This is a genomic window from Myceligenerans xiligouense (genome assembly GCF_003814695.1).
In the GTDB taxonomy this organism is placed as follows: Bacteria; Actinomycetota; Actinomycetes; order Actinomycetales; family Cellulomonadaceae; genus Myceligenerans; species Myceligenerans xiligouense.
The window spans coordinates 4,316,110-4,329,085 of record NZ_RKQZ01000001.1 but is presented as its reverse complement, the minus strand read 5'-3'; the positions used below and the strand labels follow the sequence as shown (position 1 = coordinate 4,329,085).

Annotated in this window: 8 protein-coding genes; 2 read left to right on the top strand and 6 right to left on the bottom strand. The window is 70.2% G+C overall.

Annotated elements, in window-relative coordinates; all coding sequences use genetic code 11:
• Positions 1 to 90: 90 nt before the first annotated feature.
• From EDD34_RS18855 to EDD34_RS18830, 6 genes are all read right to left on the bottom strand, one after another.
• The gene (locus tag EDD34_RS18855; RefSeq protein WP_123815933.1) at positions 91 to 837 is read right to left on the bottom strand and encodes a glycosyltransferase; all 747 of its coding nucleotides are present in this window, start codon (positions 835 to 837) and stop codon (positions 91 to 93) included.
• Positions 838 to 1,015: 178 nt separating this feature from the next.
• Positions 1,016 to 3,181: a beta-galactosidase gene (locus EDD34_RS18850; RefSeq protein ID WP_123815932.1), complete on the bottom strand. Its 2,166-nt coding sequence runs from the start codon at positions 3,179 to 3,181 to the stop codon at positions 1,016 to 1,018.
• Positions 3,178 to 4,776, bottom strand: a complete 1,599-nt coding sequence (locus EDD34_RS18845; RefSeq protein WP_123815931.1) for a GH39 family glycosyl hydrolase — start codon at positions 4,774 to 4,776, stop codon at positions 3,178 to 3,180. The genes EDD34_RS18850 and EDD34_RS18845 overlap by 4 nt, the downstream gene beginning before the upstream one ends.
• Positions 4,777 to 4,940: 164 nt before the next feature.
• Positions 4,941 to 6,593 carry an ABC transporter substrate-binding protein gene (locus EDD34_RS18840; RefSeq protein ID WP_123815930.1) on the bottom strand — a complete coding sequence of 551 codons (1,653 nt, stop codon included), beginning with the start codon at positions 6,591 to 6,593 and terminating at the stop codon, positions 4,941 to 4,943.
• 136 nt (positions 6,594 to 6,729) lie between these two features.
• The gene (locus EDD34_RS18835; RefSeq protein WP_246012565.1) at positions 6,730 to 7,647 is read right to left on the bottom strand and encodes a carbohydrate ABC transporter permease; all 918 of its coding nucleotides are present in this window, start codon (positions 7,645 to 7,647) and stop codon (positions 6,730 to 6,732) included.
• On the bottom strand, positions 7,641 to 8,663 hold the full coding sequence (locus EDD34_RS18830) for an ABC transporter permease (protein WP_123815929.1): 1,023 nt from the start codon (positions 8,661 to 8,663) through the stop codon (positions 7,641 to 7,643). Before EDD34_RS18830 ends, EDD34_RS18835 begins: the two co-directional genes overlap by 7 nt.
• Before the next feature lie 273 nt (positions 8,664 to 8,936).
• Here EDD34_RS18830 and EDD34_RS18825 point away from each other — a divergent pair, with 273 nt between their 5' ends.
• Together EDD34_RS18825 and EDD34_RS18820 are read left to right on the top strand one after the other, a co-directional pair.
• Complete coding sequence (locus tag EDD34_RS18825) at positions 8,937 to 9,983, top strand: LacI family DNA-binding transcriptional regulator (RefSeq protein ID WP_123815928.1); 1,047 nt, start codon at positions 8,937 to 8,939, stop codon at positions 9,981 to 9,983.
• Between the two features lie 201 nt (positions 9,984 to 10,184).
• Positions 10,185 to 12,893, top strand: coding sequence for a glycoside hydrolase family 9 protein (locus EDD34_RS18820; RefSeq protein ID WP_211341637.1), 2,709 nt, complete (start codon positions 10,185 to 10,187; stop codon positions 12,891 to 12,893).
• Positions 12,894 to 12,976: the final 83 nt, after the last annotated feature.

The following is a 12,976-nucleotide window of genomic DNA, read 5'->3' as shown; positions in this document are numbered from 1 at the left end:
CTCGTAAAGAACCGACATCCCAGGCGGCCGCACCGGAGCGAATTGCCGTGGACGAGCCGCCGGGTACGAAGGGCCCGCCCCGAGGCGGACTCAGTCGTCCGCGGGCGCCGTGAATCTCGCCTCGACGTCGCGCGCCAGCGCCCGGTGGTTCCGCAGGACGGCCCCTGTCCAGAGCACGGCGACCATGCCGAACACGAGGTCCCCGGCGAGCAGCAGGATCGCCGCCCCGAGCAGTACGAGCGACAGCCCGCCCAGCGTGACCCGCCACCGCGCGAACAGGTAGTAGGTCGCGAGCCGGGCGACGTCCTGAATGCGGAAGCTGAAGAGGGCGGAGATGACCATCGCGTTCATCGTCCAGAGCGCCAGGGCGGCCCCGAGCAGGATCAGCAGCCCCAGGTACACCTCGGGCACGGCCGCGAGAATGCTCACGCCGTCCCCGGCCAGCGCCCCGCCGTCACCGACGACACCGGCCCCCATCCCGCCGACCGCCACGAAGACCAGCCCGGGAACGGCCATGCGCAGGGCGTCCGTCCAGTTCAGGCGGTAGCCCCGGAAGAACGAGCGCGCCGGCGTCAGCGCCTCGGCACGCTCCCGGTCCCGCAACGCGAACAGCCCGGCGGCGAACGCCGGCGCCAGCGGTGCCAGGCACAGCGCGAGGACGGGGGCGTTGCCCGGTGAGCTCTCCAGGAACTGGATCGGCAGGGCGCCCGGCAGCGCCGCCACGATCATCAGCGCACCCGTGACGAGATACCAGTAGACGGTATTCGTCACGCGCGCCAACGGCCCCGTGCCGAACTTCGTCGCCGACGTCGACCGCCGGTCCCCTTCCCCGGTCATGTCCCCCTGATCCCGTCCCCTCAGTCGCAACGTTCGTGCACGATAGCCCGATATGCGGAACGGGGACTCGGCGATCCGCCCCACGTTATCGAGATGGAATCGCGCGTGACCGAACTGTCATCAATCTCGGCGGGCGACCCGGCCACGACCGTTGCGGGCCCCCGGCGCGCCGGCCCGGTCATGTCCCCGGATCCGTTCCGCGGTCCTCGTTCTCGCGCAGGATCAGGACCTCCGTCGGTGCGAGCACGAGCGCCTCACCCCGCACGACGTGCCGCCCGGTGAGCAGGTCGGTGCCTGATGTGTGCGCCGGGACCTCCACGTCCCGCGTCCCGTGGTTGAGCACGAACGACCAGCGTTCGCCGTCCCGCTCCCGGATCGCCAGTTCCACGTCCGGCCAGGCCGCGTACGGCCCCACGAGGTCGTGTCGTTCGAGCACCCGCCGGACCACCCAGCCGACGCCGTCGTCGTCCAGCGCCGTGCCGACGTACCAGGCCTCGCCACCGGTGACGCCGTCGGGGCGATGCCGGGTCACGGCCGGCGCGCCCGCGTAGAAGTCGGCCCCGTAGGTGCCGGCGGTCTCGGCGCCGTCGGGCACGATCACCTCGAAGACGAGGGTGCCGTCGACGACGGTGTCGCCCTCGGCCAGGTCCGTGCCGCGGTCCGCGCCCGGGAATCCGGCCGCGGCGCCCGCTGTCGCGGCGCCCGTGGCGAGCTGTCCGGGCGTTGCCGCCGCGCCCGGCATCCGCAGCGTGACCGGGTTGACGGCGCCCGGCTCGCCGGAGTCCGTTTCCTCCACGCGAATGCCGAACAGGCCGGCCAGCGGCCCGGGGACGTCCATGAGGTAGGCGTTGTCGTCCTCGTCCACACGTCCGCTCCAGAACGTGGCCAGCGCCGTGCCGCCGCGCGCCACGACGGCCCCGAGGCGCTCGGCCACGTCGCCCTTCAGCAGATGCAGCAGGGGTGCGACGACGACGTCGTACCCGCTCAGGTCCGACGACTGCGGGACGACGTCGATCTGGGCGCCGGCCCGCCACAGCGCGCGGTAGTACGCGAGCACCACCGCGGGATACTTCACGTGCCGGTTGAGCCCGTCCGTGATCTCGGCGGCCCACCACGAGTCCCAGTCGAACAGCAGCGCCACGCGGGCGGGCGTGCGCGCGCCGAGCACCGCTCCGCCGAGTTCGCCGAACTCCCGGCCCAGCTCGGCGACCTCGCGGAACGCCCGGGTGTCGGTGCGACCGCCGTGGTCGAGGACGGCGCCGTGGTACTTCTCGCACGCGCCGCGCGACTGCCGCAGCTGGAAGTACAGGACGGCGTCGGCTCCGTGTGCCACCGCCTGCCAGGACCAGAGCCGGAGCACGCCCGGCCGCTTGACCGGGTTCACGCCGCGGGAGGCGGTGATCGTCGGCGTCTGCTCCATGACCCAGAACGGCGCGCCGTCCTTGAGACCCCGCATGAGGTCGTGGGCGAGCGCCATCCGGGCGTGCTCGCGCGGCCCGGGCGGGTAGTTGTCCCAGGACGCGAAGTCCAGGTCCGCCGCCCAGCGGTGGTAGTCGATGGGCCGGAACATGCCCATGAAGTTCGTGGTGACGGGCGTGTCCGCGTCGTGGCGCCGGATCGCGGCCTTCTCGTCGCGGAAGTTGCGGAGCATGGCGTCGGACATGAATCGCAGGTAGTCGAGGGTGATGCCCTGGAACGCGGTGTGGTCCGGCCCGCGCCAGTGCTCCGACAGGGCGCTCGGCGGCACGATCTGCTCCCAGTCGCTGAACAGGTGCGACCAGAACATGGTGTTCCACGCCTCGTTCAGCCGTTCCAGCGTGCCGTACCGCTCGCGGAGCCAGCCGCGGAAACCGGCCGCGCAGTTCTCGCAGTAGCAGGCGCCGCCGTACTCGTTGCCGACGTGCCAGGCCACCAGACCCGGCGTGCCGGTGTACCGCTCGGCGATCCGGTCCGCGAGTGCCGCGGACATCCGCCGGAACACCGGCGAGGACGGGCAGGCGTTGTGCCGCTGCCCGTACACGTGCCGCCGGCCCTCGAAGTCCGTGCGGTTCACCTCCGGGTAGCGGTGGGCGAGCCACGGCGGCAGTGCGCCGGTGGCCGTCGCCAGGACGACGTGCGCCCCGGCCCCGACCGCGCGCCCGACGATCGCGTCCAGCCGGGAGAAGTCGTAGGTGTCCTCGTCGGGTTGCAGGTGGGACCACGCGAACACGTTCAGCGTCACGGTGTCGATCGCGGCCTTGCCGAACGCGGCGTAGTCCTCCTCCCAGACGTCGCGCGGCCACTGCTCGGGGTTGTAGTCGCCGCCGTACAGGATCTTCGCGGTGGCCGGGACGCGAGCCGTCATGGGCGCTTCCTTCCGAGAATGCGGGCGTCGTCGAGCCAGGGCGGCGTCTCGTCGCGGACCGGCTCGATCTCCACGAGGGTCACCCCGTGCCGGCCGAGCGTCAGGTCGAGGTCGACGCGCCCCGCGCCGTCGGGCCCGGAGCGGATCGGGGCCGACGACGCGCCGCGGCGGGGTTCGGCGGTCTCGCGGAGCAGGTCGAGCTGCCGGGACGACGGCGAGGCCGGACGGCCCAGCTCGCCCCAGGCGTGCCAGGCGTTGCCGTGCTCGACGTCGACGTCGTGGCGCAGCAGGAAGGCGCGAGCAGCCGTGGCCCCGCCCGCCGGGCCCGCGGCCCCGGGCAGGTTCTCGCCCGCGACCGCCGTCGTCGTCGGTGAGACCGGAACACTGAGCCGCACCTCGTGCCGGTCCGGCTCCTCCGGGGCGTCCGAGCCGCCCACGGGCTGCCAGGCGAGGACGGTCACGCGCCCCGACGCCCGGTCCCGGGTGACCAGGTGGTCCGCACCGCGGGCGAGGACCTCGGTGCCCAGGCGCGCCATGAAGGCGTACAGGTGGTACGTGGGCTTCTTGATCTGGCGGTGGGTCAGCATGCCGAACCCGCCGTGGAAGAGTGCCGTCGGAATGCCGGTCTCCTCGAACACGTCGCTGAACGTCCAGTAGGAGAACGAGTCGACGTGGTCGCCGCCCCCGGCGAGCACCGGCGCGAGGTAGGCGGCGTTGTACGCCGTGTCGTGGATCGGGTTGTCGGGCCGGTAGGAGGAGTTGAACTCCGAGACGTGCGACGGGAGATCCGCGAGGGGTGTGCCCGCGAGCAGCTCCTTGGGCCGCGCGAACTGGTCGAGCAGGTTCTGCGGCGGCTTGAGCGTCTGGTAGACGCCGAACGGGACGTGCTCGGCGGGGCCGGACGTGTAGGCGTGGAAGGAGGTGAAGTCGACGGGCACGTCGCGGGAGGCGACGAACTCGGCGAACGGCTGCCACCAGTCGTCGGCACCGGGGGAGAGAACCGGGCCCCCGACCTGCAGGGACTCGTCCACCTCCTTGATCGCGTGCGCCGTGACCTCGTAGAGGTGGAAGTAGGCGTCCTGGTCCGCGTCCTTCCAGAACACGTCGAGATTGGGTTCGTTCCATATCTCGACCGGCCAGGTGCGGACCTCGTCGAGGCCGTAGCGGTCGACCAGGTGACGCAGCGTCGCCCGCACGAGCCGGGCCCATTCGGCGTGGTCGCGGGGCGGGGTGATGTTGCCCCGCCACCAGAACACCGTGTCGGGGCCGGAGGCGAGCTTCTCCGGCATGAACCCGAGCTCCAGGAAGGGCTTGATGCCGAGGCGCAGGTAGGCGTCGACCACCTGGTCGACGTAGGTGAACGCGTAGCGGGTGCCGCGGTGGCCGGCCACGTCATAGGGATGGTGGACGCCGGCGTCGTCGGACAGCAGGCCGTGCCCGCGGATGTACCGGAACCCGATCTCGCGCTGCACCAGGGCGAGGGAGTCCTGGTAGTCCTGGCGCAGCGCGAGGTTGAAGCGCCCGGTCCCGACGCACGCCCGCCAGGCGTCACCGAGGGTGCCGAGGGGTTCGGCGGGCACGACAGTGCGGTTCACGAGAGAGGTCTCCTTGATTTCCGGATCGGTGGGTAGGTCGCCGTGTGGTCGGTCCGATGTCGTTGCGGTCGGCCTCCTGGGAGACCGACCGCAACGACATCGGACCGACCACACGACCGGCTGCTCGCTTGTGCCGGCTGCTCGGGCTGCTCGGGCTGCTCGGGCTACTCGGTGACGCCGGCCGCGGCGTTCGCGCGGTCGACGTACTCCTGCATGCCGGCGCCCTCGAGCTCCGAGACCCACGTGTCCCAGTCGTCCGTCGACCGGTCGCCGAGGAGGAACTGGGCCGTGGCCTGGAACGTCATGTCCTGCAGCGTGGTCTGCTGCAGGCCCGCCTGCTCCTGCTCCAGCTCGTCGTAGGCGACGGCGGGCGGGATCTCCAGTTCCTCCTTGACGGCGTTCATGCTGTCGATGTACTCGACCGCCTCGTCGCTGCGCATCGACATGTCGAGGTCCTCGGTGGATCCGTGAGCCAGCGACCAGACGCCGTTGTAGAAGCCGAAGTCGCTGTTCAGCAGCTTGGGAGCACCGGCGTTGAGCGCGCCCCAGGTGACGTCGTCGACCAGGACACGCTCGTCCCCGTCCCGCTCGAAGGTCTCACCCTCGACACCCCACTTCGCGAACTCCAGGCCCTCGTCGGAGTAGTACAGCCAGTCGACGAACTGCAGCATCGCGAGGAAGTGGTCGGACTCGGCGGCCTGTGCCGAGAACATCAGGCCGGACTCGCGCCGCGTGCCGCCCGCGATGTAGTCGCCGGCCGGGCCGCCCGGGACGGTGATGAGCTCGATCTCGGACGTGGTGTCGCCGATCTCCTTGAACGCGTCGCGGTACTCGAGGATCACCTGGTCGTTGGATCCGATTGCGGCGGCCTGGCCGGACGCGAACTTCTGCTCGGCCTGGTCGTCCTCCTGCGTGAGTGCCTCAGGATCGAGCAGCCCGTCGGCCACCAGGCCGGCGAAGTACTCCACGAGGGCCCGGTACTCGTCGGAGCCACCCGCGTACTCGAACACGCCCTCGTCCTGGTTCCACTGCAGGCCCGTGCCGTAGCCCCAGCCCGCGACCGTGCCGAAGTTGGGCGCGGCGGCCGTGAGCGTGGCCTCGATCGGTCCGTTGATGGACCAGCGGTCCGTCATCGGGTAGTCGAGGTCGGGGTTCTCCTCCTTGATGGTCTTGAGCTGGTCGGCGAACTCGTCCCAGGTGGCCGGGTGCTCCAGGCCGGCGTCGTCCCACAGGTCCTGCCGGATCGCCACGGTGTACGCGCCCGGGATGGTGACCTCGTGGATGCCGGGGATCATGTAGTACTTGCCGTCCTCCTGCTTCTGGGCGTCGATCTCCGCCTGCAGGCCCCACTCCTCGACCTTCTGCTGGAAGTTCGGCATGTACTGCACGTAGTCGGAGATCGGCAGGAGCGCGCCGCCGCTGACGAACTGCGACTCGTCACCGGGGTAGGTCACGGGCATGATCTCCGGGGCCTCGCCCGACGAGATGAGCACCGACCGGCGCTGCTGCATGTCCTCGAGCGGCACGTTCTCGAAGTCGAACGTGACGTTCTGGTTCTCCTCCAGGTGCTGGAGGATCGGCCAGTCGTCCTGGAAGGGGTAGTTCGGGTGGTCGCGGTACAGCAGACCGAACTCCACCGGCTCCGTCGCCGTGAACGTCGTCCCGGCCTCGAAGTCCTCCATGTAGCCGACCTGTGACTCCATGTCGAGCTCGCCGCTGGGTCCGTCGTCGGCCCCTCCGCTGCCGCATGCGGTGAGGGTGACAGTCAGGGCGGCCGCGGCGGATGCCGCGACGGCCTTGTTCCGGGTGATTCTCATTGCTCTCCTTACGGTTCTGAACGACATCGTTCGTGACGCTCGCAGGTGTGAATCGGTTTCGGTCGGGTCGCTGGTGTCGTGGTGGCGAAGGGGTTCCGGGCGGCGTCGGACGGGCAGTCCGTCCCGCCCGCGCGGCTCAGCCCTTGACGGAGCCGAGCATCACGCCGGTCACGAAGTACTTCTGGACGAACGGGTAGACGGCGATGATCGGGACGACCGTCAGCAGCATCGTCACGGCCTTGAGGTTCGATCCGATCTGGACCTCCTCCATGCCTGCTTCCCGCCCGGCGCCCGACGCCCCCGCCAGCAGGTTGCGCAGGTAGAGGGTGACCGGCTGGAGGTCGGCGTCGCTCAGGTAGAGCATCGCGGGGAACCAGGAGTTCCAGAAGAAGACGGCGTAGAACAGGATCATCGTGGCGATGACGGCCTTGGACAGCGGCAGCACGATCCGGAAGAAGATCCCGTAGGTCGTCATCCCGTCGATGGCCGCGGCTTCCTCCAGCTCGCTGGGGAAGTTCTCGAAGAAGGCCTTCATCACCAGGAGATTGAACGCACTGATGGCGTTCGGGATGATGATCGCCCAGACCGTGTTCTTGAACCCGAGGTTCGTGATAAGCAGGTAGTTGGGGATCAGGCCACCGTTGAAGAACATCGTGACCACGACCATCGCGACCACGATCCCCCGCCCCTTGAGATGCTTCTTGGCCAGGGCGTAGGCCATCGTCGTGGTCAGCACCATCGCGATCGTCGTGCCGCCGACGGTCTGGATGATCGTGTTTCCGTACCCCGTCCAGAAGCGTTCCTGCTGCGCCAGCCACTCCAGGGTCGTGAGGTTGAAGCCGCGCGGCCAGAGATTGACCTGCCCGGCCATGATGTAGCCCTGCGAGCTGAACGCCTTCGCCGCCAGGTTCACGAACGGGTACAGGGTGACCCCGCAGATGATCAGCAGCACGCAGGCGTTGACGACGCGGAACACGGTGTAGCTCGCGGTGTCCTTGACGGTCCGGGGAACCTCCCGGACGCGGGCGATGTCGGGGACGTCGGTGGTCACCACAGGGAAGCTCCTACCGTGCGCTTCGCGATCAGGTTCGCGGACAGGACAAGGGTCAGGCCGATCACTGCTTCGAACAGGCCGATGGCGGCCGCGTACGAGAACGACCCGCTGTTGATACCCACGCGGTACAGGTAGGTCGCGATGACGTCCGCCGTCGGGTACGTGAGGGGGTTGTAGAGCAGCAGGACCTTCTCGAAGCCGACCGCCATGAACGTGCCGATGTTCAGGATGAGCAGCACGACGATCGTCGGACGAATGCCCGGCAGCGTGATGTGCCACGTCTGCTGCCAGCGGTTCGCGCCGTCGATCCGGGCGGCCTCGTAGAGCTGGTCGTCGATCGTGGTCAGCGCGGCGAGGTAGAGGATCGTGCCGAAGCCGACCGTCTGCCAGATCTCCGAGGAGACGTAGATCTGGCGGAACCACTCCGCCTTCTGCATGAAGGAGATCGGGTCGCTGCCGAGGCCGGAGATGATCTGGTTGATCGTGCCGTTGATCGCGGTGAGCTCGAAGACGAACCCCGCCACGATGACCATCGACATGAAGTGCGGCAGGTAGGTGATGGTCTGCGCGAACTTCTTGAACCGGCGCGAGCGCAGCTCGTTGAGCATCAGCGCCAGCACGATCGGCAGCGGGAACACGACGATCAGGGTGAGCGCCCCGAGGATCACCGTGTTGAGGAACACCTCCCAGAACTTCGGGTCCTGGATGAACGCCTGGAAGTAGTAGAGCCCGACCCACTCGTCGCCGAACATCGAGCCACCCGGCCGGAAGCGGCGGAACGCCACGACGTTCCCGGCCATGGGCGTGTACCGGAAGATGAGCAGGTAGATGATCGGCAGGATCAGGAAGGTGTAGAGGCGCCAGTCCCTGCGCAGCGCGCGTGCCCACGTGTCCTTGTTCCGTACTTGCTGTGGCGGCCGTGAGCCGCCGCCGCGTGACGCGGCCGGCGCGCCGGCGGGCGGATCGTCTCCGCGGGCCGGTGGCACGGTCTCGACCGTCCCCGTTTCTGGTGCCATCGATCCCTCCGGCCACGACGGCGTGACCCGCGCCCGGCTAGGGGCCGCACACCACGCCGTCGTGGATAACGTTTTTCCGAAACTATCGGCATCTGCGCCGATAGCAAGAAGCATTGGACGGGACGGTAGGCGGACAGCGGTTGCCGAGTCAAGGGTCGCCAGGGCATCTGTGGTCACGATCCGGTATCGTTCCGGCAAATGACCCGGGGTGGGTGGTGTACCGTCGGGCCCGAAAGTTGCGTGATCTCAGTTTCGAGAGAGGTGCCGCCCGAGATGGCCCGAGCAGACTCCGGGGCGACGGCGAGGCCGGCGCCAGGTGGCCCGACCATCGCCACGATCGCCCGCGAGGTCGGCGTGTCCGTGCCGACCGTGTCGAAGGTCCTGAACGGGCGGGCCGACGTCGCCGCGGCGACCCGCGCACGGGTGGAGGCTGCCCTCGAGAAGCACCAGTACCGCCGTCGCCGGGCCGTCTCCGCGCACACGGCGTCGGGCCTGATCGATCTGGTCTTCCACCGGCTCGGGTCCGCGTGGTCGATGGAGATCATCCGCGGTGTCGAGGTCGCCGCCGGGGCGCATCGCGTCAGCGTGATCCTGTCCGAGCTCGGAGGCGAGCATCGTCCCCCGCAGGACTGGCTCGACATGACCATGACCCGCCCGCCCCTGGGCGTCCTGCTCGTCGCGGCCAACCTGACCGCCGCCCAGCACCAGCAGCTCGACCGGCGCTCGATCCCCTACGTCGTCATCGACACCGACGGGGAGCCGCCGGCCGACGTGCCGTCGGTGGGCTCCGACAACTGGAACGGCGGGCTGCTCGCGACGCGGCACCTGCTCGGGCTGGGGCACCGCCGGATCGCCTGCATCTCCGGGCCGGGCGACATGCTCTGCAGCCGGGCACGGCTCGACGGGTTCCGGTCGGCCCACGAGGAGGCCGGGGTCGCCCACGACCCGTCGCTCGTGGCGAACGGCAACTTCTACGTGGAGGCGGGGTACGAGCAGGGCCTGCGGATGCTGTCGGCGCCCGACCGGCCGACGGCGATCTTCGCGGGGTCCGACATGCAGGCCATCGGCGTGCTGCGGGCCGCGCACGAACTGGGCCTGAGCGTGCCCCGTGACCTGTCCGTGGTGGGGTACGACGACCTGCCGCTGGCCTCCTGGGTGTGGCCGCCGCTCACGACGGTCCGCCAGCCCCTCACGGAGATGGGCGCCGCCGCGACCCGCATGCTCTTCGAGATGGCGGCGGGCCGGGCTCCGGCGGTCACCCGCCTCAATCTCGCGACGGACCTGGTCCTCCGGGAGTCGACGGCGCCGCCGCCGAGGTAGGCCGGGTGTTGGCTGGGACGACGGCGGCGCGCGACCGCAGGGGCGTCCCCCGGCTCCGCGCCGAGGGGTGCCCCGGGCGCCGTGCCGCGAGTCGGCCGCGTCGCGCCTAAACGAATCAACCCGGCGCCCGGGCTGGTTCGTGATATTCGGTCCGGTTAGTGTGGCGGACGTTCATGGAAGCGCTCTCATCGAGGAGACAGCGTGCAGACCAGAAAGCAACGCGGCCGTCCGATGGCCGCGGCCGCGACAGCACTAGCCCTCGCGGGGGTGGTGCTCTCGCCGGTCACGGCGCAGGCCGAGGACGGCACCGAACTTCTGACCAACCCCACCTTCGACGGCACCCTGGACCCCTGGTGGGCCTCCGAGGGCGTCGAGTTCACCGAGGCGCCCGACGGCACCCTGTGCGGCGTCGTCCCGGGCGGCGGCAACCAGTGGGACGTGATCGTCGGCCAGGGCGGGGTCCCCGTGACCGCGGGCGACACCTTCACCATCAGCGTGACCGCCGCGGCCTCCCCCGAGGCGTCGGCCCGCGTGATGGTCCCGGACCCGGAGACCGAGTGGCCGCCCCTCTACTACGCGGACATCACCCTCCGGGCGGACGGCCAGACGTTCACCGAGGCGTTCGACATCGCGGCCGACGCCGAGAGCGAGGTCCAGCTCCAGCTCGGCGGCAACGCCGAGGACTTCGAGCTGTGCCTGGACGAGGTCTCGCTGCTCACCGGCGGTGAGGTCGAGGAGTACGAGCCCGAGACCGGCCCGCGGGTGCGGGTCAACCAGGTCGGCTATCTCCCCGACGGCCCGAAGAACGCCACCCTGGTGACGGACGCGACCTCGCCGGTCGCCTGGGAGCTGCGGGACTCCGCCGGGACCGCCGTCGCCTCGGGCGAGACGACGCCGGAGGGCACCGACCCGTCGGCCGGCCTGAACGTGCACACGGTCGACTTCTCCGGCGTCGACGCCACGGGCGACGGCTTCGTGCTCGCCGCCGACGGCGAGGAGTCGTACCCGTTCGAGATCAGCGCGACCATCTACGACCAGCTGCGCGCGGACTCCCTGGGCATCTACTACACCCAGCGGTCCGGGCAGGAGATCGTGCCGGTGGAGGTCGACGGCGAGCAGCTGAAGACCGAGTACGCGCGACCCGCCGGGCACGTGTCCGAGGCCGGCGGCGACGACGTCAACCAGGGTGACGTGAACGTCCCCTGCCTGCCGCCCGAGGGCGCCGTCGACAACAGCGGCAACGCGCAGCTCGGCGGCGACGACCACTACGGGGAGAACGGCTGGGCCTGCCCCGAGGGGTATGCCATCGACGCGTCGGGCGGCTGGTACGACGCCGGTGACCACGGCAAGTACGTCGTGAACTCCGGCATCTCCGTGTACCAGCTCCTGTCCACCTACGAACGCAGCCTGTACGCGGACACCGTCTCCGACGGCGCGCTCGGTGACTCCACCCTGGTCATCCCCGAGCGGGACAACGGCGTGCCGGACGTCCTCGACGAGGTGCGGCACAACCTCGACTGGATGCTCAGCATGCAGGTGGACGACGGCGTGGAGATGACCATCGACGGCGAGCAGTACGACGCCGGCGGCCTGGCGCACCACAAGCTGCACGACATCGCCTGGACCGGCATGAACCTCCTGCCGCACGAGGACCCGATGCCGCGCTACGTGCACCGGCCCTCGACGGCGGCCACGCTCAACCTCGCCGCCGCCGCGGCGCAGGGTGCCCGCCTGTACGCGGACCACGACCAGGCCTACGCGGACGAGCTGCTCGACGCCGCACGCCGGGCCTGGGACGCGGCGTCCGCGCACCCGGACATCATCGCCCCCGACACGAACAGCCTCGACCCCAACCCCGGTGGGGGCCCGTACAACGACAGCAGCGTCGGCGACGAGTTCTACTGGGCCGCCGCGCAGCTCTTCCTCACCACGGGTGAGACCGAGTTCGCCGACGCCGTGCAGTCCTCGCCGTACCACGTGGGCGGCGCAGAGGGCGACATCTGGCGGGCCACCGGCTTCGACTGGGGCTTCACCGCGGCGGCCGCCCGGCTCGACCTGGCCACCGTGCCGAACGCGCTGCCCGGCCGGGACGCCGTCGTCGACTCCGTGATCGAGGGGGCGGACCGGCACGTCGCCACCCAGCAGGACGAGCCGTTCGGTCACGCCTACGACCCGGGCGACTACGACTGGGGCTCGAACCACCAGGTCATCAACAACGCCGTGATCATCGCCACGGCGTACGACCTGACGGGCGAGGCGCAGTACCGCGACGCGGCGCTGGAGACGTTCGACTACGTCCTGGGCCGCAACGCGCTCAACAACTCGTACGTCAAGGGCTACGGGACCCAGTTCAGCCAGAACATGCACAACCGGTGGATGGCCTCGGCCGACAGGCTGCCCCCGCACCCGGACGGCATGCTCGCGGCCGGTCCGAACTCGGCCATCCAGGACCCGATCGCCCAGGAGAAGCTGCAGGGCTGCGCCCCGCAGTTCTGCTACATCGACGAGGTCGACTCGTGGTCGACCAACGAGATGACGATCAACTGGAACGCCCCGCTGAGCTGGTTCGCCTCGTGGGCCGACGACGTGGCCAACGCCGGCGGCGACGTGATCGCCGACGCCTGCACGGCCGAGCTCACCGTGCACAGCGACTGGGGCAGCGGATTCCACGCCACCGTCCGGGTCACCGCCGGTGACGCGCCGCTGTCCGGCTGGACCACGTCGTTCGACCTGGGGCAGGCCACCCTGGCGAACGGCTGGAACGCCGAGTTCAGCACGTCCGGTTCGCAGGTGACCGCGTCCGACGCCGGCTGGAACGGGACCATGGCGGAGGGCGGCTCGACGGAGTTCGGCTTCGTCGGGAGCGGCGCACCGCCGTCGTCCATCCCGGTCGCCTGCTCGGCGGGCTGACCGGACCTCGTCGGATGAGCCCCGGCCCGTCGCCCCACGGGCCGGGGGTCTCCGACCAGAGCGCGGTGAGCCGGCTCCCGGCC

Coding starts and splice junctions, on each gene's coding strand:
- EDD34_RS18830 (WP_123815929.1), bottom strand. CDS start 8,663: ATGGCACCAGAAACGGGGACGGTCGAGACCGTGCCACCGGCCCGCGGA.
- EDD34_RS18855 (WP_123815933.1), bottom strand. CDS start 837: ATGACCGGGGAAGGGGACCGGCGGTCGACGTCGGCGACGAAGTTCGGC.
- EDD34_RS18850 (WP_123815932.1), bottom strand. CDS start 3,181: ATGACGGCTCGCGTCCCGGCCACCGCGAAGATCCTGTACGGCGGCGAC.
- EDD34_RS18825 (WP_123815928.1), top strand. CDS start 8,937: ATGGCCCGAGCAGACTCCGGGGCGACGGCGAGGCCGGCGCCAGGTGGC.
- EDD34_RS18840 (WP_123815930.1), bottom strand. CDS start 6,593: ATGAGAATCACCCGGAACAAGGCCGTCGCGGCATCCGCCGCGGCCGCC.